The sequence below is a fragment of the Vannielia litorea genome (assembly GCF_900142295.1).
Classification (GTDB): domain Bacteria; phylum Pseudomonadota; class Alphaproteobacteria; order Rhodobacterales; family Rhodobacteraceae; genus Vannielia; species Vannielia litorea.
On record NZ_FSRL01000001.1, the window covers coordinates 3,389,426 to 3,408,349 of the forward strand.

Below are 18,924 nucleotides of genomic sequence, written 5' to 3' on the forward strand. Positions count from 1 at the left end.
GTGGTCTCCATCACTGGCTCGCAGGCGGCTCGAAGCTCGCCTGTAGCGCGTTGCATCCGTAACGGGGCTTGAAGTCCTCGAACCCCTTTTCGCCAGGGAAGATGAACTCCCTTGGCGTGTTGTCTTCCTGCCATTCCTCGGTGCCGTCGAAGTAGCTCTCCTGCCCGAGCATGAAGAGCCGTTCCTCGCGGTAGACGTATTGCTTGCCGCTGGCCGAGAACACGAGATCGCCGTTCTCGTCGCGCGTCTCCGAGTTGACGGTGTAGGTGTGCAGCGTCACCCCGTCGATCACCTCGGTCTTGCCGGTGGCCTCGTCACGGCCTCGAGTGTTGAGCTTGACCACCTCTTCGCCGGTCTGCTCGATGGTGGTGAAGTCGTAGGTATCGACGCCGGTCTCCAGCAGCTCGGTCATGCTCACCGGGTCCGGGCCGGGCTCGTAGAGCCGCTCGCTGGTGCCGGTCTGAAAGTAGAAGGCATCGACCCACTGGAACTCGCGGTCATAGACATGCTGGCTCACCGGCCCGTCGATGTCATGGCTGACCTCCCAGGTGGTGCCCTCCGGTGCAGCCTCGCAGCGCCAGTAGTGCGACACGGTGCAGGCCCGCGTCTGGACGGTCAGAAACCCCGCACAGCCCGCCGGCGGGCTGGTGGTCTGTGCCACGGCCCCGCCGGCGGCGGCGAGGGCGAGGGCGAGAGAGAGGAGCGCGGTCTTCACGGGTCGTTATCTCTTTCAGCTCGTCAGGTCAGCCGGGCTGACCCATTGGGGGGCGGCAGGCCTGTCAAGGTGTTGCGTCACCAAGGCTGACCTTTAACGTTTCGCGTATGCATGGGTTGTGCATGGGTTGTGCATCACTTGTGCCTGCGACGTTTTGCCTTTTTCGTCCTTATTCTGCAGCCACCGCACGGGCGGCGTCGAACTTGTTCAGAATGGCCTCTGCGGCCTCCCGCCCGTCGCGGATCGCCCAGACGACAAGGCTCGCGCCCCGCTGGATGTCACCCACCGCGTAGACGTCTTCCATCGGGGTTTCATGGGTCAGGAAATCGGCCTTCACCGTACCCCAGCGCGTCACCTGAAGCTCCGGCTGGCCCCACAGCTTCGGCAGGTCCTCCGGCTCGAAGCCGAGCGCCTGAATCACCAGGTCGGCCTTTTCGATGTAATCCGCACCTTCAATGATTTCAGGGCTTTGGCGGCCGCTGGCATCGGGGGCACCGAGCCGCATCTTCTGCACCATCACACCCTCGACGGCCTTCTCGCCGACAAACCCCTTGGGCGCGGAGAGCCAGACGAACTCCACACCTTCCTCCTCGGCATTGGCCACCTCGCGCTGGGACCCCGGCATGTTGGCCCGGTCCCGGCGATACAGGCATTTCACGCTCTTCGCGCCCTGCCGGATCGAGGTGCGCACGCAGTCCATCGCGGTGTCGCCGCCGCCGATGACCACCACGTTCTTGCCTTCCGCATTCAGCGTTCCGTCCTCGAACTCCGGCACCGTGTCGCCAAAGCTCTTTCTGTTGGAAGCGGTAAGGAAATCAATGGCTTTCACGATCCCCTTGGCGCCCACGCCGGGCGCCTGAAGCTCGCGGGTCTTGTAGACGCCGGTGGCGATGATGACCGCCCCATGGGCCTGCCGGATCTCCTCGAAAGAGATGTGCTCGCCCACGTTGCAATCGAGCCTGAAGGTCACGCCGCCGTCTTCCAGCTGCTTGTTGCGGCGCATCACCACGTCCTTCTCCAGCTTGAAGCCGGGGATGCCGTAGGTCATCAGCCCGCCCGCGCGGTCGTAGCGGTCATAGACCGTCACCTGCACGCCCGCCCGACGCAGCATGTCGGCCGCCGCAAGGCCACCGGGGCCAGCGCCGATGATGCCCACGCTCTCGGGCCGCTCCTCGAGCGGTTTCGGCGGCTCGACCCAGCCGTTTTCCCAGGCGGTATCCGTGATGTATTTCTCCACCGAGCCGATCGTCACCGTGCCGTGGCCGGACTGCTCGATCACGCAGTTGCCCTCGCAGAGCCTGTCCTGCGGGCAGATGCGACCGCAGATCTCGGGAAAGGTGTTGGTCGCCTGGCTCAGCTCGTAGGCCTCCCGCAGACGGCCCGTGGCGGTCAGGTTCAGCCAGTCGGGGATGTTGTTGTGGAGGGGGCAGTGGCTCTGGCAATAGGGCACGCCGCACTGGCTGCAGCGGCTGGATTGTTCCGCCGCGCGCTCTGCCGCAAACTCCGCGTAAATCTCTTTGAAATCATTCGAGCGTACCTTGGCCTCCCGCTTCTCGGGCATCTGGCGTTCTAGCTCGACGAATTTCAGCATGGGCTGCTTGGCCATGACGTCTCCTTGTCTGTCCCCGCATCCGTACACGCAACGCGGATCGAATAAAAGTCAACTGAGCTGACCTATTTTCGCCTTCAGAGATAGCTGGTGAACCCTTGGCGCGTCAATTCCCCAGATTTTGTGTCAGTATAGCTTACCTATTTTCCGGCTTCCCTCCGCTTGCCTCTTCTGTAGGCTGCAAAAAAACCAGCCGGGCAGGGCACCATGGAACTTTGGCAACTTCTGATTATCGCCATAATTCAAGGCATTACCGAGTTTCTGCCGATCTCGTCCTCCGGCCACCTCATTCTTCTGCCGGGCCTCACCGGCATGAAGGACCAGGGGCAGGTCATTGATGTCGCAGTTCACGTCGGCACCCTTTTTGCCGTCGTGCTCTACTTCCGGCGCGATGTCGCCGCCGCCGCGGTCGGCTCGCTCCGCCTCATGCGCGGCAAGGCCGACACGCCCGGCGCCCGCCTCGCAGGACTGCTGATCCTGGCAACGATTCCCGTCATCCTTTTCGGCCTCGTGCTCAAGCTCACCGGCCTTGATGACCACCTCCGCTCGATCGCGGTCATCGGATGGACCATGCTGATCTTCGGACTTGTGCTCTACTGGGCCGACCAGAACGGCCCCGAGGTGAAGGAAGACAAGGACTGGAACCTGAAGGACGCACTCGTCATGGGGTTCTGGCAGGCCGTCGCGCTGATCCCCGGCACCTCCCGCTCCGGCATCACCATCACCGCGGCCCGACAGCTTGGCTACAAGCGCGAGGACGGGGCGAAGCTGGCCATGCTGATGTCGATCCCCACCATCGCCGCCTCGGGCATCCTGCTCGGAGCCGAGGTGATCGCCACCGCCGATGCACAGGCTGCGCGCGATGCCGGCATCGCCGCGCTCTTCGCCTTTCTATCGGCACTGCTTGCCCTGACGCTGATGATGCGCCTGCTCAGATCCGTCAGCTTCACGCCCTACGTGATCTACCGCGTCGTGCTTGGCGTCTTCCTGCTGTGGTGGGCCTACACCTGAGCGTCAGGTCTTCAGCTTTGCCGCCGATTCCTTGATCGCGTCATACTGGCCTGAGGGGCGGAACTTCCACATGTAGTCCGGCAGCTCGGCTTCCATCGGGGTCGGCTCGATGCCCAGGGCCTCCAGACCCTTGGCGCCCTTGCTCACCACGTTGTCGACAGCGAGGCTTTTCAGCTGGTCGCGGTTGATCAGGCTGTTGGTGAAGAGCCCGCCCGTGACCGTTTGCGCGAGATCCAGACTGCCCGCCAGCAGGCGCGAAACGAAGGCCGGTTGCGGCAGGATGATCTTCTTGCGGCGGATGATCCGGAGGATCTTTTCCACCAGCGCCCGAATGGTCAGCACCTCCGGCCCACCAAGCTCGTAAACGCCTGCAGCGGCCTGCCCCAGCGCGGCCTTTTCGGCGGCCGCGGCCACATCGTCCACGAAGACCGGCTGCACGCGGGTGCCCGCGCCGATCACCGGCATGACCGGTCCGAAGCGCGACATCGAAGCGAAGAGGTTGATGAACCCGTCCTCGGGGCCGAACATCAGCGAGGGCCGCAGGATCACCGCCCCCGGAAAGGCCTCCGTCACGGCCGCTTCGCCCTTGCCCTTGGTCCGGTAGTAGGCGCTCGGCCCGTCCACGTCGGCGCCGATGGCCGACACATGCACCAGTCCGCCGACGCCCTGCTCGGCGGCCATCCGGGCAATCCGGCCCGCGCCATCGACATGCACGGCGTCCATGTTGTTCTTGCCGTAGGTGCCACCCACGCCGACGCAGTTGATCACCAGGTCCGCGCCCTGCATCGCCTGCGCAACCGAGGCGTCATCGCGGATGTTGCAGAAGATCGGCTCGACCTGCCCCACCACGCCATAGGGGCGCAGGAACCCGGCCTCGTTGGGCCGCCGCACTGCCGCGCGCACGCGCCACCCCTGCTTGGCCAGCCTGCGGGCGATATACCGCCCCAGAAAGCCGGAACCGCCGTAGATGGTAACGAGCTTGGACATGTCGGATGTCTCCCTTGCTGGTTGCTTTGCTGATAGCCCCACCCGCCCCGTGCGGCAAGGCGCGAATGGCCGCAGAACTGTGGTTGACAGCCCCGGGCGGCGCATATATCTGCCCCTCTCACGACACCTGCCCAGGTGGCGGAATTGGTAGACGCGCCAGCTTCAGGTGCTGGTGTTCGCAAGGACGTGGAGGTTCGAGTCCTCTCCTGGGCACCACCGTCGAAAGGCCCCCGGAAGCACCGCTTTCCGGGGGCCTTCGTTTTCGGGCGGGTAACCGAACTTCAAGACATTGCCGGTTTAAGGGTGCGCGACGGACCGCACTCAGAACGAGGCCACATGCTCTTCCGCACGCCCCTGCTTGTTCTCGGGATCCTTGCCCTTCTTCCTGCCGAGGGGCTGGCCGCCGGGCCGCTCCTGGGCGGCGCACGTCCGCTCGGCACGCAACAGGGGGCCCGCGCGAGCGATGGGCCGAGCCTCTTTGCCGGGCTCGAGCAAGGCGGGCTCTTCGCGCCACTGCCTCCGCGCCGGGAGCGGGGGGGCCAAGTCCAGCTTGCCCCCCGGCGCGACCTCACCACCGAGGCTGTCTACTCGGAATGGATTCGGGGGTTGATCGCCAGGGCCGAGGCGGGGGCCGCCGGTTACGATGCCGTGGTGCTCAGCGCCACGGTCAAGCCCGCGCGCCGACCCACCGAGCTGACGCTGGCCGAGATCTACACCTGGATCGACGACACCCCCGGCCAGAACCACGCGATCGGGCGCTACCAGTTCATTCCCGTCACGCTGCGCCGCCTCGTCGAGCAGATCGGAGCGCCGCTCGATGCGCAGTTCTCTCCCGAGGTGCAGGATGCGCTGGCCGACCAGCTCCTGCGGGAGGCCGGCCTGGCCGAGCTGCTCGCCGGCACCATGCCGCGAAGGACTTTCATGAATCGCCTCGCAGCCATTTGGGCCGGGTTGCCCACCTCCTCCGGCAAGTCGCACTACCACGGGCACGCGGGCAACAAGGCAACGATGAGTTGGGCGCACTTCGAGGCCGAGATGGCAAAGTTCTTTCCTGAATGATCCCGTTAGCCAACTGCGCAACATTTGCTTTCGTCCCGCCAAGAGCCTATCTCGGCGCAAACGGAACATGAGGCACAGGCGCGTGGCAAAGACCCATCTCTACAAGAACGACCTTCCCGACGGGCTCGAGCTTGGCCCGGTCGTGGCCATCGACTGCGAAACCATGGGCCTGAACCCGCACCGCGACCGTCTCTGCCTCGTCCAGATGTCGGGCGGCGACGGCAACGCGCATCTGGTCCAGATCGACAAGGGCCAGACCGAGGCTCCCAACCTGGCCGCCATGCTGGAAAACCCCGAGGCGCTGAAACTCTTCCACTTCGGTCGTTTCGACATCGCCGCCATGTATCACGCCTTCGGCGCGCTCGCGGCGCCTGTCTACTGCACCAAGATCGCCTCCAAGCTGGTGCGCACCTTCACCGACCGCCACGGGCTCAAGTACCTCTGCCAAGAGCTGATCGGCGTAGACATTTCCAAGCAGCAGCAGACCTCCGACTGGGGTGCAGCCGAGCTGTCCCAAGCGCAGCAGAGCTATGCCGCCTCCGATGTGCTTCACCTGCACCAGCTGCGCGAGGTGCTGAACGGCATGCTCGAGCGCGAGGGCCGCACCGACCTGGCCCAGGCCTGCTTCGATTTCCTGCCGACCCGCGCTCGTCTCGACCTCGCGGGCTGGCCCGAAATCGACATATTCGCCCACTAGGCCGCCGCGATGAACAGCCATGAGCCCATCAACCCCGCCGCGCTCATCGAGGCCGGAAAACGGGTGATCGCCCTCGAGACCGAGGGGCTGAGCCGCCTTGCCGATGGTCTCGGGCCGGGCTTTGCCGAGGCTTGCGAGATGATTCTCACGGCACCGGGCCGGGTGATCGTGTCGGGTATGGGCAAGTCGGGCCACATCGCCCGCAAGCTCGCCGCCACCTTTGCCTCGACCGGCACGCCCGCGCACTTCGTGCACCCTGCCGAGGCCAGCCACGGCGACCTGGGCATGATGAGCGAGGGCGACGTGGCTCTGCTGCTCTCCAACTCCGGCGAGACCCCGGAACTGGCCGACATGATCGCACATACCCGCCGCTTCGGAATTCCGCTGATCGGCGTGGCCTCGAACCCCGAAAGCACCCTGCTCAAGCGGGCCGATTGCGCGATCGTTCTGCCTCGCGCCGAGGAGGCGTGCGACGAAGGCATCGTGCCGACCACCTCCACCACCATGACCCTCGCTCTGGGCGATGCATTGGCCGTGGCCCTGATGAAGCACCGCCGTTTCACGCCCGAGAAGTTTCGGGATTTCCACCCCGGCGGCAAGCTGGGCGCCCGGCTGGCCAAGGTCCGTGATCTCATGCATGGCCCGGATGCGCTGCCTCTTGCCGGTCCGGGTACACCCATGAGCGAGGCCCTGCTGACCATGAGCCAGCGTGGGTTTGGCGTGGTGGGCGTGGCCGGCGAGGATGGTAGGCTTCACGGCATCGTCACCGACGGTGACTTGCGCCGGCACATGGCCGGGCTTCTGGATCATACCGTGGATGAAGTCATGACCGAGAACCCCCTCACGATCAGCCCCGACGCGCTTGCCGGAGAGGCCCTCGCGCTGATGAACGGTCGAAAGATCACCTGCCTCTTCGTGCTGTCATCCGAAGCCCGGGTCGAGGGGCTGGTGCATATCCACGATTGCCTCCGGGCCGGGGTCGCCTGAGGCGGTCGGGGCGATGTCGGTCTACGACAACAGCTACTCCCGCTTCGTCTCGCTGGCCAAGATCGTGCTGCCGCTGGCCGCGCTCGCGCTCCTGTCCACCCTCTTCCTCGTTGCCCGCACCGTCGACCCGTCGCGCTCGATCCCGTTCGCCGATGTCGACGTGAACGAACTGGCGCGCGAGCAGCGCATCTCGGCGCCCAACTACTCCGGCGTCACCCGCGATGGCGCGGCCATCTCGATCAAGGCATCGAGCGCGCGGCCGGACCCCGCCAACCGAAGTCGCGTTTCGGCGACCGACTTGCGTGGGCATCTCGAAACCCCCGATGGCGGCACCTACGAGTTGTCGTCGCTCTCCGGCGAGATCGACACCAAGGCCGGCCTGGCCGTGCTCGACGGCGGCGTCATCATCACCACCCCCACCGGCTACCAGGTTACATCGGACCAGATCACCACTGCCCTGGAACAGACCGACATCGAGTCGCCCGGCCCCGTCAAGGCCGTCGGCCCCGCCGGAACGCTCGACGCCGGAAGCATGAAGCTCACCCCGTCCGATGACGGTAACTACCTTCTGGTTTTCAACAACGGGGTGAAACTGGTATACACCCCGCCAAGCGAATAGGATTTTTTCCCGTGACTTTCATGCGCCGCATTCTCGCAGGGCTTTTCTTGCTGCTTTCGGGCCTGTCCGGGCCGGCACTGGCACAGGGGGCCAACGTTGCCTTCGGCGCACTCAAGCACGACAGCTCCCTGCCCGTGGAGATCGCCGCCGACCAGCTGCAGATCAACCAGGAGACCGGCAAGGCCGTGTTCAGCGGCAACGTCGAAGTCGGGCAAGGCGAGATGCGTCTGGCCGCCGCGCGGGTCGAAGTGGAATACGAAGGCGGAGAAAGCTCGACCGGCAAGGTTCAGCGCCTGCACGCGACCGGCGGGGTGACGCTCGTGAGCGGAGCCGAGGCAGCCGAGGCGCGCGAGGCCGTATATACCATCGGCTCCAGCGAGATCGTCATGACCGGCGACGTGCTGCTGACCCAGGGACAGAACGCGCTATCGGGCCAGAAACTCGTGGTTGACCTCGACAAGGGCACCGGCGTGATGGAAGGGCGCGTGCGCACCATCTTCAGGTCGGACAGCGGAAATTGAGCGACACGGACACAGAAGCCAAGCCGGCGTTGCGCATCGCCGGCGGTGACGCCGGGCTGCGCGTGGTGAACATGCGCAAGAGCTACCGCAAGCGGCTCGTCATCCGCGATGTGAGCATGGACCTCGGGCGCGGCGAGGTGGTGGCCCTGCTTGGCCCAAACGGCTCGGGAAAGACCACCTGCTTCTATGCCATCGCGGGGCTGATCATCCCGGAGAGCGGCCAGATCGTGATCGACGGGCGCGAGGTGACGAGCCTGCCGATGTACCGGCGCGCCAAGCTGGGGATCGGCTACCTGCCCCAGGAGATGTCTATCTTTCGCGGGCTGAACGTCGAAGACAACATCATGGCGATTCTCGAGATCGCCGAGCCCGACCGCCACAAGCGCCGGGAGAGGCTGGAAGAGCTGCTCTCGGAGTTCGCCATAGAGCACCTGCGCCGCGCGCCCGCGCTGGCGCTCTCGGGTGGCGAGCGGCGGCGGGTTGAAATTGCGCGCTGCCTTGCCGCCGACCCGAAGTACCTGTTGCTTGACGAGCCCTTCGCAGGGGTCGATCCGATATCCGTGGGCGAAATCCGGCACCTCGTGACCGATCTGAAGACCCGCGGCATCGGCGTGCTCATCACCGACCATAACGTTCGTGAAACCCTCGAGATCGTGGACAGGGCCTACATTCTGCATGATGGCAAGGTCCTGATGAGCGGCACTGCCGAGGAGGTGGTCAAGGACGAGAACGTGCGCCGTGTCTACCTCGGCGACAGCTTCCGCATCTTGTAGGGCGGGCCCCGATGAGCGGCCCCGGACCTCGCCTCCAGCTGCGCCAGTCCCAGCGCCTCGCCCTGTCTCCCGCGATGCAGCAATCCGTCGGCCTCCTCGCCCTGTCGGGCGCCTCGCTGGAGGAGATGATCGCCGAAGCCGCCGACGAAAACCCCTTTCTCGTCTACACCCCCGTCGAATCGGCCTCTTCCGACAGCGGCGCGTTGCTCAGCCCTTACGATGTGGCGCTCCAGACGGTTGCGGCCCGCCCGAGCCTTGGCGAGCATCTTTGCGGCCAGATCGCGTTGATGGACCTTCAGGCCGACGTTGCCGAAGCGGCGATGCGGCTCGCCTACGATCTCGACGAGAGTGGCTTCTTCACCCAGGCGGACCCTCGTGCCGTAGCTCTGGAGCACGGCCTGCGGGAGCCCTTGGCGTTGAAGGCGATCCGCGCCGTCCAGGCCTGCGACCCCGTTGGCGTTGGCGCCTTCAACCTGACCGAGTGCATCCGGCTGCAACTGGTCGAGGCGGGCCTCTCTACCGCACGCATCCAGTTGGTGCTGAGCGGCCTGGCCTATTTCACCAAGGGTCAGACAAACCTGATCGGCCCGGCGTTGGGGCTGACGCAGGCAGAAACCGAGGAGATCACCGCCTTGGTCCGGTCTCTCGATCCGGCCCCGGGCCGCGCCTTCGACGTGGCCGACCCGATCATACGGGTGCCCGAGCTGCTCGTGACGGAAACCGCAGCCGGGCAGGTCAACGTGGAACTGGTCAACGACCATGCTCCAAGGCTCGCGATCGACAGCGCGCTTGCGGCGGCGCGGGATGGCATGGGGTCAAGCGCACTTGCGGAAGCCAAGTCGCTGATCGCGGCGGTCAGGTACCGCGGCAAGACCCTGTTGCAGGTGGCGCGCGCCGTGATCGCCGTGCAATCCGCCTATTTCGCCGGGAAGAGCACGGCCTTCGTGCCACTGACACGGAGCGCGATCGCCGATCAGTTGGGATTGCACAAGTCCACGGTGGGGCGCACGATCTCGGACAAGACCCTCCTGTGGCGCGGACAGATCGTGGAGTTCGACAGCCTGTTTCCGGCCGCGCTGGAAGGGACCGGCGGCCGAGCCGTTTCCAGCCATGCCGCACAGCTCGCCATCGCGCGTGTGGTAGCGTCCGAAACCGCCGAAGCCGTGCTCTCCGACGACCAGATCTGCACCAGGTTGAGAGAGGATGGAGTTGACATGTCGCGGCGAACTGTCGCCAAATACCGAAAATGCCTGAACATACCGTCCTCCAGCAAAAGACGCCGCCTGCTGACCAGATCAGCGGAGCCAAGCCGATCTCGCTGAAATCCGAACAGAGCCGACTTACATAGTGACTGCCCACCGGCAGGCATGGCGCAGTGCCGTGCCATTGGCGGTTGGGATGAAGACCCAAAAGAAGACCTCAGGAGGTGCCATGCGCTACCAAATCAGCGGAAAACAGATCGACATCGGGGAAGCCCTGCAAACCCATGTGCAGTCCGGCCTCGGTGCCGTGGTCGACAAATACGCCCAGCGCCCGACCGACGCGAACGTGATCTTCTCCAAGAGCGCGCACGAATACGTTTGCGAATCCACCATTCACCTCTCCACGGGGCTGACGGCCTCGGCAAAGGCCCATGCGGCCGAGATCTACTCCGCTTTCGAACTGTGCTGCGACAAGATGGAAAAGCAGCTTCGGCGCTACAAACGGCGCCTGAAAGACCATCACAAGGAGCGTACGCAGCCGGTTGAATTCATCGGCGCGTCTTCGTATATCCTCGCCGCATCGGAAGATACCGAGGCAGAGGAGCCCGATAGCCTCCAGCCCATGATCATCGCCGAGATGGAGGCCCGCGTGCCTGCCCTTTCTGTCGGTGAGGCTGTGATGCAGATGGAGCTTCAGGGTGCCCCGGTTCTGGTCTTCCGCAACGAAGGGCATAACGGTGTCAACGTGGTGTACCGTCGGGAAGACGGAAACATCGGCTGGATCGACACCAAGCAGCAATGAGTGGCGCCCCGCTGGAGGGGCGGGAAGGCCGGGCAGAATATGGGACTGCAAGAAATCCTCAAGCCTGAGGCCGTAAAGGTCTTGCAGGGTGTGAGCAGCAAGAAGCGGCTGTTCCAGCAGCTCGCCGAACTGGCGCACGCCGTCTATGGGCTTGAGCCGCAGCGGTCCCTCGATGCGCTGATGGAACGCGAGAGCCTCGGCCCCACCGGAGTGGGCCGGGGCGTTGCCCTTCCGCACGCGCGGCTGGAGGGGCTGAGCTCTGTCGTGGGCGTGTTTGTCCGGATCGAGAAGGCGGTAGATTTCGACTCGGTCGATCGCCAGCCGGTCGACCTGGTCTTTGCGCTCTTCGCGCCGCATGATTCCGGCGTGGATCACCTCAAGGCCCTCGCTCTCGTGTCGCGCACGCTGCGCGACGGGAGCGTGTGCAGCAAGCTGCGCGCCAACGATGCGCCGGCGACCCTGCACACCATCCTGACCGAAGCTCCGGGCCAGCAGGCCGCCTGAGGCTCAGCTGTTCTTCAGCCGTTTGAACCCGAAAGCCAGGTAGTCGCGCTGATAGGCATCCAGTGCGGCCTGTTCGATCTCGTCGTCGATGATGGCGTCGAGCAGGATCGCGCCCTCGTCCTCCACATCGGGGAGTCTTGGGGTCGATTCTATCCCGCATTGGGCCAGCAGCTGTGACAGGCCAAGCTCGAGCTGGTCTTCGCGGAGGACCATGTCGGGCTGGCCCAGCTCGGCGAACCCCTGAAGCACCGCGGCCTGGCTGGCCCAGGCGGCGTCGATCCGAACACCCGTCTGCCCGGCGAGATTTGCCTTGAGGAACTTCAGGTAGGCGAGAAAGGCCGCGTGATGGGCGGCGGTGTCGTAATCCTCTCCCGGTTCGCCCTCGGGCAGGGGCACCTTGTAGCCTTCGCGCAGTGTTTGCCGAATCTTGGTAAAAGCCCCTTCGCCCTCGGCCCGCAGAATGTGGTGGCAGAACACACGATGCGCGCGTTGGAGGGGGTGCGATACCACGCTGAAGCTGCGTGCACCCTTGTTCTGTCGCCGCCATTGGCGGAGGGTCTTCTGGTTGAAACCACGTTGCAGGGCCTCGGGCGCAACCCCGTCGAGCGCGGCCATCCATTGCTCCACCGGCCCGAGCACGGCCCCCTTGACCGGCATGTGCAGGATCGGGCTTTGGGCACAAGCAAGATAGGTCGGCACAACGCCGCCGCGCCGGGGCTCGAAATTGGGTGTGCGGGTCAGGTCGAACCTGTCCAGCCTGGCAAGCGCGCCCTGCATTTCCTCGAAGTTCACGACCTTGTCTTCCAGCCCGCCCGGGTTTTGTTTTTTCAGCTTCTTCGAGAGCTCTTCGAGTTGCGTCTTGCAGCCGAGAAAGCGGGCAAGCCCGTTCATCACGGCAAGGTCGTTGATGTCTTCATAGTCAATGTAGAACCCGGCCTGCCCGGTGACCTGCATCTCGTGCAGGAGCAGAAGCTGGAAGGCCTGGAGATCGGCCACCAACTCCTCGAACTCGGCGGCATCAAAGCGGATGCGGGCATCCCGGCGGTGCTTTGCGTCGGTCAGCCGCCACTGCCCCGTTTCGGCGGCGATCTTGCGGCTGACGTAGCTCTCAAGTGGGTTGCGGGTGAGGATCACCTTGGCGCAGCGCGGATCGGGCAGGCAGGCCTCGAGCACGCGGGGGTCGTGATCGTGAAAGAAACGGAAACCGGGCAGACCTTCGGTGTTCTTCTTCATCCGTTCGATCAGGCGGAGCGGATCGGCCTCGCGCGCGGCGAGGGTCATGCCAAACAGCTCCCTGGTGTTGTGGTGCCCCACGAAATGCGGGTTGAAGGCCTCGCCGTAGCAGTGCAGCCCCTTGAAACGATTGATGTTTTCCTCGAGGTAATTGGAGCCGGTGCGCATCTCCCCGAAAATCACGAAATAATCGAAACGGTCGTTCATCGACGGGTCACTTCTTTACCAGGTAGGGGCGCTGGGGATCGGCGGAGGTTGGCACGAGCTCCGGATCAACCGGAAAATCGCCTGCGAGATAGGGATTCATACCCTGGTTCTTCAGGGTCTGGAGGAACCGGCCGAAGCCGGTGAGATCGTGCATCAGGGGCGCGGCCGTGATGCGGCGGCGGGCACCCGGCATTATGTCATCCATGATGGTTTGCAGGTTGTTCATCGGATCCTCGATGAACTCCGCCAGCGACCAGATGCGCACCCGTGCCTTGGCGTGGGGCGAACGGAGCGTTCTGAGGTGTTCGGCCTCGATGGCTTGCAGGCGCGCAGCTTCCTTGCGGACCACCGACGAGTTTATGCCGAGCTTGAACAGGCCGATCGCCCAGGCACCGGTGATCACCGAGATCTGGGCCTTGGGGTCGGTGGCGATCAGCCACTCGATCTTCTGGCTGTCGGCCGGGCCGAACTGGAACATCTGGCGCTCGCCCCGGGTGTTCCAGATCAGGCTGGTCAGGAAGGCCTCGGGGTTGTGGTCACGCAGCAAGGCGCTGTCGGAGAGACCGCCGTTGTAGACGGTTTCGCCCCCGGCAAACTCCACCCGATCGGCCGAAAACAGGTGCCCGTGGACCCGCCCACCGGCCGCCTTGCCCAGCCAGGTCTCGAAGTTGGAGAAAAGCTCGGAGAAGCCCTCGAACACCGAATAGGGCTCGGATGTCTTGCCGTTCTCCCAGTCACGGTTGGGGAACCGGCTTTGCATGTAGAGCCCCGTGCGTCCGCGGGTGCGCCTGTCGACTGCCTTGGCGAAGAGCCGGTCGATCTTGGAGGGGTTCGGCTCGGCGTTCTTGGTCACCTTCGGGTCGTTGGACAGGAAGGAGGCATAGAGACGGTTCGCCTGCGGCCAGATCTTGCGCGCGACAAAGCAGTCTGACCGGCGCAGGAGCTGCAGGTGATCGTCGTAGAAAATGTGTGGCTTGCCCTGGAAGTCGAACTTGGAGAGCGTGAGCGACCGGCTTTCGACATCGCTCGAGTAGACCCGGACAATGGACTGGAAGTAGCTCTCGTCAGGGATCCAGACCCGCTTGAAGTAACGGTCATAGAGCGGGCGGTCGGGGTCGGTCAGGATGGCCTCGAGCGTGCGCCGAGACAGGCACCACCATTGCGAGCCCAGATGCGGAACGAGACCCTTGGGAATCTTCCGCTTGAAGCGGACCAGGCGTTGCAGGGCGACGTAGCGATCGAAGAGAAAGCGCTGTTTCTTCCAGGAGAAGGGAAAACGCAGCGTGAAGCGCTCGCTGTCGAAGCCACCCTTTGTCCAGGTCACGTCTTCGATGGTCACGCTCTCGATGAAATCGGTGCGGGGGCGGGCCTTGAGGTAGGCCTTGAGCTCCTGCACCGGGCGCAGCGGCAGGCAGGAGCCGGAGGCCAGGTAGACGTGGCTGACCTCGGGGTGTTTTTCGAGCATCATCTCGGCTGCACGCTGGGTTGCGGCGACGATGTTCCAGGTGCCCCATTCGCAGTGGTAGCGCGGGGCGAAGCTGACGTTGTCGAGATCTTTCAGAGAGTCGGTGAGGCGGATGTAGGTCTTGCGGTCGACGTTCTTGTCGCAATGGATGACGACGGGGCAGCCGCTGCTGGCCCAATGTCGTGCGGTCTGGCTTGCGCGGTCCAGCGCGGTGTGCACGAGCATCACGAAGCCGACCATCAGGCCCAGTTCCCCTTGGACATCAGCCCGAGGATCTCGAGCTGCCGCCAGTTGATGTAGCGCTCGCTCCACTTGGTCCAGAAATCGGGATTCTCGCGGAGGACGCGGGCATAGGCCTTGTATTCGTGGCTCGCCGCGTAGTGCTGCCCGCGCTCCAGCTCCTCCTCCGACTTGGCGGTGAAGGTATCGAGAAACTTGGCGTGCAGGAGGATGCCGCTGGCCTTCTCTCCGCCCCACTCGTCATAGACGAGGTTCAGCCCGCGCGGCAGAAGCATGTGGGTCGAGCTGACGTAGGTATAGCTCCTGTCCCACTTCACCAGCGGGATCTTGTTAAGCGCCGGCGCGCGCTCGGGGGCATCGCCGAAGAAGGCGCGCGCCCGTGGGCCGCCCTGGATCCAGAGGTTGCCATAGAGGCGGTTGCGGGTGATCTGGTAGTTGCCGCTGTCGAAGTAGCTGGCGATCTCGAGCGGGTTCTGCCCCTCGCTGTAGGGCAGCGCGTCGATCGGCCCTTTCGGATACATGTCGAGCAGCATGGCCGAGAACGACTTGATAGACGAGGCATCGAGCCAGTCTGTCAGCGCGCGGATCGGCCGCGTATCGCAGAACGGGTAGACGAAGAACTCGTCGACATCGACAACCAGCGTCCAATGACCGTGGGCGTATTTGCGTTGCAGCCAGTTGAGCCAATCCACCCCGAAGCGGGCACGCTTGTAGCTGTGTTCGGTATGCCAGAGCGATACATCGGCCTGGTCTTGCAGATACTCGCGCGAGCCATCGTCGGAGCCGTTGTCCACCACGAAGAAATGGGCCGCGCCGAGCTTGCGGTAATACTCCAGGAAATAGGGCAGGCGGATACGTTCGTTGCGCAGGGTCACGAACACCAGCACGTCCCCCGAGCGGACGGCGGAACTGCGGTCGGCAATGACAGAAAGCTCGCGCCGCTTGCGCAAGGCACGGATGCGCCAGCGCTTCCGCTGGAGCCGCAAGCGGTATGATCTCAAAGCGCCCAACTCTATCCTTCGCCTCAAGGGCATGGCGGCAATGCGGTATCAGGTCTTGCTTAAGACTTTATTGAAATGCGCCTCCCATGTGGGGAGTTGCAACCGCTCCAGCTCGACCCTCGGCACCGCCCGACCCACTGTTGCCATTTCATGAATGGTCTTGGCCCATAGATAACTATCGTTGCCAGCTAGGTAAACTGGCAAATCCCCGAGGAACTCGCGGTAAACCGGCAGGTCGTTCACGAGGGCGGGTGTGCCCAGCGCGAGCGCCTCTGCAGGCGGCAGGCCGAAGCCTTCCGCGCGCGACGGAAACAGGGCGGCCCTTGCCCCTGCGGTCAGCGAGGCGACGGCCCCATCGGCCAGGCCGGTGAGCTCGAAGATGTCGCGCCCGCGCCGGGGCGAGGCATCGAGCCGGGCGAAAAGCGCCTCATTCTTCCAGCCACGGGTCCCGATGATGAAGAGCGCGGGCGTTTCGCCGGACATCTCGGCGAGGTGATCCCAGGCATCGAGCAGGAGCGCATGGTTCTTGCGCGGCTCGATGGTGCCGGTGGTCACGAAATAGGGCCGGTCGGTGGGCAGGTCATGCGGCACTCCGGACGGATCGGGGTGGGCCTCGTCGATCCCGAGCAGGGCGACGACCCCATCCGGCACCCGACCGAACTGTGCAAACCAGTGCGCGCCGCGGTCCCGTGAATGGCGTGAATTGTAGATGATCCGGGTGGCAAAGCGGCTGACCCGGCGCATCGCGGCTTCGAAGGCATCGGGCTGCCCGTCGCGCTGGTACTGAGGAAAATCCAGCGGGATCATGTCGTGGACCAGCACGGTGATCTCGGCACCACGGGCGGACATGGCGGAGAGCATACGTGCGCCGAGGTTGGCGTGGCCGACGTTGAGATAGCAGGTGCCGTCGGGCAGGTGACGGTCGAGCATGGCGGGCAGGCGCGCACGCAGGCAGGTGGCGCGGGAGATGCGGCGAATATCGGCATGAACCCTGCGCTGGAGCGGTGTGAGCCTACGGTTGAGAAGGCCCTGAAGGTCGGCGCTGCCCCAAGGCGCATGGCCCGCCAGGCGGGCCGCAAGGGCCACCACCCCCTGCTGGTCGAGCAGGGCGAAGGAGAGCGGCAGGCGGATGAGCCCGAAAAGGGGCGCGGGCTCTGCGATGAGCCGATCGAGATAGGCACGTTCGACCCGGTCCACGCCGGTCAGCGGGCCGCGCCCGACCCGTGACACGAGGCGTGTCAGATCGAGGCAGCGCGCGCGGACATCACCTTTCATAGGGCTCCGACTGGTGCCAGCGCCAGGCGTCGGCGATCATCGTGGAGATGTCCGACCGCTTCGGCTCCCAGCCCAGTTCCTCCACCGCGCGCCGGCTGCCGGAGACCAGCACCGCGGCATCCCCTGCCCGCCGGCCACCCTCGACCACGGGCACCGGGCGGTTGGTCACGGCGCGGCTGGCCTCGACCACCTCGCGCACCGAGAAACCATCGCCCGAACCGAGGCAGAACACCCGGCTCGCCTTGCCGTCCTTCAGCCACTTCAGGCCCTTCACATGGGCATCCACCAAGTCGGAGACATGCACGTAGTCACGAACGCAGGTGCCGTCGGGCGTGTTGTAATCGGTGCCATAGATGGTCAGCGCATCGCGCTTGCCGGCGATGGCATCGAGCATCAGCGGGATCAGGTGGGTCTCGGGCACATGCTGCTCGCCCACCTCGGCCTCGGGGTCCGACCCGGCCACATTGAAGTAGCGGAAGATCACCGAGCGCAGCCCGTGGGCGGCTTCGAAATCGGCCAGCAACTGCTCGATCGCCAGCTTCGAGCTGCCGTAGGCATTGATCGGCAGCTGCGCCGTGTCTTCATCGAGCACCACGCCATCCTGGTCGCCATAGGTGGCGCAGGTGGAGGAAAAGACGAAATCGAGGCAACCGGCGGCCACGGCGGCATCGGCGAGGTTGGCGGCGCCCGTCACGTTTTCGCGCCAGTACTTGCCCGGGTCCTTCATGCTCTCACCCACCAGAGACAGCGCGGCGAAGTGCATCACGGCGACCGGCTTGTAGGCGGCAAAGGCAGCATCAAGGCTGGCACGGTCGAGCAGGTTGCCCTCGTGCAGCGGGCCGAACTTGACCGCGTCCCGCCAACCGGTGGACAGGTTGTCGAAGGCGACCGGAACGTACCCGGCGGCCTTCAGGGCCTTGCAGGCGTGAGCCCCGATGTAGCCGGCTCCGCCGGTGACAAGAACATGCTCCATCGGATCAACCGCTTACTGCGCCGCCTTTTCGCTGGCGACAAGCTCGCGGAGGTAGCCCCAGAGCTCGTCGCGCAGCTCGTCACGACTGAGGCCGAAGGAGACGGTGGCCTGGAGAAAGCCCGCCTTGGAGCCGCAGTCGAAACGCTCGCCGTTGAAGCGGTAGCCGTAGACGCCGGCCTTGCCGCCGATCTCCTCGGCGATGGCATCGGTGAGCTGGATCTCGCCGCCGGTGCCTTTCTGCTTCTTGTTGAGGTTGTTCAGCACCTTGGGCGTGAGGATGTAACGGCCGATGACCGCGAGGTTGGAAGGCGCATCTTCGGGCTTGGGCTTTTCGACCATGCCCGACACCTTGACCAGGCTTCCGTGATCCTCCTCTACCGCCAGCAGGCCATAGGCGGAGGCTTTGGAGGGCGGAACCTCCATTGCGGCAACCATGCAGCCGCCGGTCTCCTCGTGGGCCTCGACCATCTGCTGAAGGCAGGGCTTCTCGGCGGCGATCACGTCGTCGGGCAGGATCACGGCAAAGGGTTCGTTGCCGATCAGGCGGCGCGCGCACCAGACCGCGTGGCCGAGGCCCAGCGCCTTGTGCTGGCGGATGTAGGCAATGGCACCCGATTCCATGTTGGTGTTCTTGAGCACCTCCATGAGCTGCTCCTTGCCCTTCTTGCGCAACTCCTGCTCGAGCACGGGGGCGTGGTCGAAATAGTCTTCGAGCGCGCCCTTGCCGCGGGAGGTGACGAAGATGAACTCCTTGATCCCGGCCGCGCGGGCCTCGTCGATGGCATATTGGATCAGTGGGCGGTCGACCAGGGTCATGATCTCCTTGGGAATGGACTTGGTCGCCGGAAGGAATCGCGTTCCGAGCCCCGCCACCGGGAAGATCGCCTTGGTCACTTTTTTCATGTCAGTCTCGTCAATCAAAGTTGCACACGCGGGCAGGCCGCCAGAGCGCCGGGGGGCGCCGTATGCGGGTGACGATAGGGGCAAAGCCGGCTCGAAGAAACAGGGATGACCGACGATTCTGTTGCGCTGCGGCAAATACCG

Annotated in this window: 19 protein-coding genes and 1 tRNA gene; 11 read left to right on the top strand and 9 right to left on the bottom strand. The window is 64.7% G+C overall.

What is annotated here, in order from left to right; translation table 11 throughout:
* Positions 1-10: 10 nt before the first annotated feature.
* Both BUR94_RS16540 and BUR94_RS16545 read right to left on the bottom strand, forming a co-directional pair.
* Complete coding sequence (locus BUR94_RS16540; RefSeq protein WP_074257268.1) at positions 11-715, bottom strand: hypothetical protein; 705 nt, start codon at positions 713-715, stop codon at positions 11-13.
* Between the two features lie 169 nt (positions 716-884).
* The gene (locus tag BUR94_RS16545; protein WP_074257269.1) at positions 885-2,321 is read right to left on the bottom strand and encodes an NAD(P)-dependent oxidoreductase; all 1,437 of its coding nucleotides are present in this window, start codon (positions 2,319-2,321) and stop codon (positions 885-887) included.
* Positions 2,322-2,531: 210 nt separating this feature from the next.
* On the opposite strand from BUR94_RS16545, the gene BUR94_RS16550 reads away from it, so the two are divergent.
* The gene (locus BUR94_RS16550; protein ID WP_074257270.1) at positions 2,532-3,335 is read left to right on the top strand and encodes an undecaprenyl-diphosphate phosphatase; all 804 of its coding nucleotides are present in this window, start codon (positions 2,532-2,534) and stop codon (positions 3,333-3,335) included.
* 3 nt (positions 3,336-3,338) lie between these two features.
* On the opposite strand, the gene BUR94_RS16555 is transcribed toward BUR94_RS16550, so the two are convergent.
* Entirely contained in the window at positions 3,339-4,322 is a 984-nt protein-coding gene (locus tag BUR94_RS16555) for a complex I NDUFA9 subunit family protein (RefSeq protein ID WP_074257271.1), read from the bottom strand.
* Between the two features lie 129 nt (positions 4,323-4,451).
* Here BUR94_RS16555 and BUR94_RS16560 point away from each other — a divergent pair.
* From BUR94_RS16560 to BUR94_RS16605, 10 genes are all read left to right on the top strand, one after another.
* Positions 4,452-4,538, top strand: a tRNA-Leu gene (locus BUR94_RS16560).
* Positions 4,539-4,658: 120 nt separating this feature from the next.
* Positions 4,659-5,381, top strand: a complete 723-nt coding sequence (locus tag BUR94_RS16565) for a lysozyme family protein (RefSeq protein ID WP_074257272.1) — start codon at positions 4,659-4,661, stop codon at positions 5,379-5,381.
* Between the two features lie 82 nt (positions 5,382-5,463).
* Positions 5,464-6,078, top strand: coding sequence for a ribonuclease D (locus BUR94_RS16570; protein WP_245794507.1), 615 nt, complete (start codon positions 5,464-5,466; stop codon positions 6,076-6,078).
* A 9-nt stretch (positions 6,079-6,087) separates the two neighbouring features.
* On the top strand, positions 6,088-7,065 hold the full coding sequence (locus tag BUR94_RS16575; RefSeq protein ID WP_074257274.1) for a KpsF/GutQ family sugar-phosphate isomerase: 978 nt from the start codon (positions 6,088-6,090) through the stop codon (positions 7,063-7,065).
* Between the two features lie 13 nt (positions 7,066-7,078).
* A complete protein-coding gene (gene lptC / locus BUR94_RS16580; protein WP_074257275.1) occupies positions 7,079-7,684 on the top strand; it encodes an LPS export ABC transporter periplasmic protein LptC in 606 nt (201 codons plus the stop codon).
* 20 nt (positions 7,685-7,704) lie between these two features.
* Positions 7,705-8,205: a lipopolysaccharide transport periplasmic protein LptA gene (gene lptA, locus BUR94_RS16585; RefSeq protein ID WP_074257276.1), complete on the top strand. Its 501-nt coding sequence runs from the start codon at positions 7,705-7,707 to the stop codon at positions 8,203-8,205.
* Positions 8,202-8,978 (top strand): LPS export ABC transporter ATP-binding protein, encoded by a 777-nt coding sequence (gene lptB, locus BUR94_RS16590; protein WP_281249216.1) that lies wholly within the window; start codon positions 8,202-8,204, stop codon positions 8,976-8,978. The genes lptA and lptB overlap by 4 nt, the downstream gene beginning before the upstream one ends.
* A gap of 11 nt (positions 8,979-8,989) precedes the next feature.
* Positions 8,990-10,300, top strand: coding sequence for an RNA polymerase factor sigma-54 (locus tag BUR94_RS16595; protein WP_074257277.1), 1,311 nt, complete (start codon positions 8,990-8,992; stop codon positions 10,298-10,300).
* 109 nt (positions 10,301-10,409) lie between these two features.
* On the top strand, positions 10,410-10,982 hold the full coding sequence (gene hpf, locus BUR94_RS16600; protein WP_074257278.1) for a ribosome hibernation-promoting factor, HPF/YfiA family: 573 nt from the start codon (positions 10,410-10,412) through the stop codon (positions 10,980-10,982).
* 39 nt (positions 10,983-11,021) lie between these two features.
* Entirely contained in the window at positions 11,022-11,486 is a 465-nt protein-coding gene (locus BUR94_RS16605) for a PTS sugar transporter subunit IIA (protein ID WP_074257279.1), read from the top strand.
* 3 nt (positions 11,487-11,489) lie between these two features.
* Here the strand turns inward: BUR94_RS16605 and BUR94_RS16610 are convergent, their stop codons facing one another.
* Genes BUR94_RS16610 through galU form a run of 6 tightly spaced genes read right to left on the bottom strand, consistent with a single transcriptional unit; the run spans position 11,490 to position 18,783 of the window.
* Positions 11,490-12,926, bottom strand: coding sequence for a nodulation protein NodH (locus BUR94_RS16610; RefSeq protein ID WP_074257280.1), 1,437 nt, complete (start codon positions 12,924-12,926; stop codon positions 11,490-11,492).
* A gap of 7 nt (positions 12,927-12,933) precedes the next feature.
* Positions 12,934-14,634, bottom strand: a complete 1,701-nt coding sequence (locus BUR94_RS16615; protein WP_074257777.1) for a DUF5927 domain-containing protein — start codon at positions 14,632-14,634, stop codon at positions 12,934-12,936.
* Positions 14,631-15,665: a glycosyltransferase family 2 protein gene (locus tag BUR94_RS16620; protein ID WP_175570484.1), complete on the bottom strand. Its 1,035-nt coding sequence runs from the start codon at positions 15,663-15,665 to the stop codon at positions 14,631-14,633. Before BUR94_RS16620 ends, BUR94_RS16615 begins: the two co-directional genes overlap by 4 nt.
* A gap of 15 nt (positions 15,666-15,680) precedes the next feature.
* Positions 15,681-16,907: a glycosyltransferase family 4 protein gene (locus tag BUR94_RS16625; protein ID WP_074257282.1), complete on the bottom strand. Its 1,227-nt coding sequence runs from the start codon at positions 16,905-16,907 to the stop codon at positions 15,681-15,683.
* Positions 16,897-17,880 (bottom strand): UDP-glucose 4-epimerase GalE, encoded by a 984-nt coding sequence (gene galE / locus BUR94_RS16630; protein WP_074257283.1) that lies wholly within the window; start codon positions 17,878-17,880, stop codon positions 16,897-16,899. Before galE ends, BUR94_RS16625 begins: the two co-directional genes overlap by 11 nt.
* 12 nt (positions 17,881-17,892) lie before the next feature.
* A complete protein-coding gene (gene galU, locus BUR94_RS16635) occupies positions 17,893-18,783 on the bottom strand; it encodes a UTP--glucose-1-phosphate uridylyltransferase GalU (RefSeq protein WP_074257284.1) in 891 nt (296 codons plus the stop codon).
* Between the last annotated feature and the right edge of the window lie 141 nt (positions 18,784-18,924).

What these genes read in the sequence shown, in the direction of transcription:
- BUR94_RS16545 (WP_074257269.1), bottom strand. Translation starts at nt 2,321, where the DNA reads ATGGCCAAGCAGCCCATGCTGAAATTCGTCGAGCTAGAACGCCAGATG.
- BUR94_RS16550 (WP_074257270.1), top strand. Translation starts at nt 2,532, where the DNA reads ATGGAACTTTGGCAACTTCTGATTATCGCCATAATTCAAGGCATTACC.
- BUR94_RS16555 (WP_074257271.1), bottom strand. Translation starts at nt 4,322, where the DNA reads ATGTCCAAGCTCGTTACCATCTACGGCGGTTCCGGCTTTCTGGGGCGG.
- BUR94_RS16565 (WP_074257272.1), top strand. Translation starts at nt 4,659, where the DNA reads ATGCTCTTCCGCACGCCCCTGCTTGTTCTCGGGATCCTTGCCCTTCTT.
- BUR94_RS16575 (WP_074257274.1), top strand. Translation starts at nt 6,088, where the DNA reads ATGAACAGCCATGAGCCCATCAACCCCGCCGCGCTCATCGAGGCCGGA.
- lptC (WP_074257275.1), top strand. Translation starts at nt 7,079, where the DNA reads ATGTCGGTCTACGACAACAGCTACTCCCGCTTCGTCTCGCTGGCCAAG.
- lptA (WP_074257276.1), top strand. Translation starts at nt 7,705, where the DNA reads ATGCGCCGCATTCTCGCAGGGCTTTTCTTGCTGCTTTCGGGCCTGTCC.
- BUR94_RS16595 (WP_074257277.1), top strand. Translation starts at nt 8,990, where the DNA reads ATGAGCGGCCCCGGACCTCGCCTCCAGCTGCGCCAGTCCCAGCGCCTC.
- hpf (WP_074257278.1), top strand. Translation starts at nt 10,410, where the DNA reads ATGCGCTACCAAATCAGCGGAAAACAGATCGACATCGGGGAAGCCCTG.
- BUR94_RS16605 (WP_074257279.1), top strand. Translation starts at nt 11,022, where the DNA reads ATGGGACTGCAAGAAATCCTCAAGCCTGAGGCCGTAAAGGTCTTGCAG.
- BUR94_RS16610 (WP_074257280.1), bottom strand. Translation starts at nt 12,926, where the DNA reads ATGAACGACCGTTTCGATTATTTCGTGATTTTCGGGGAGATGCGCACC.
- BUR94_RS16620 (WP_175570484.1), bottom strand. Translation starts at nt 15,665, where the DNA reads ATGCCCTTGAGGCGAAGGATAGAGTTGGGCGCTTTGAGATCATACCGC.
- BUR94_RS16625 (WP_074257282.1), bottom strand. Translation starts at nt 16,907, where the DNA reads ATGAAAGGTGATGTCCGCGCGCGCTGCCTCGATCTGACACGCCTCGTG.
- galE (WP_074257283.1), bottom strand. Translation starts at nt 17,880, where the DNA reads ATGGAGCATGTTCTTGTCACCGGCGGAGCCGGCTACATCGGGGCTCAC.
- galU (WP_074257284.1), bottom strand. Translation starts at nt 18,783, where the DNA reads ATGAAAAAAGTGACCAAGGCGATCTTCCCGGTGGCGGGGCTCGGAACG.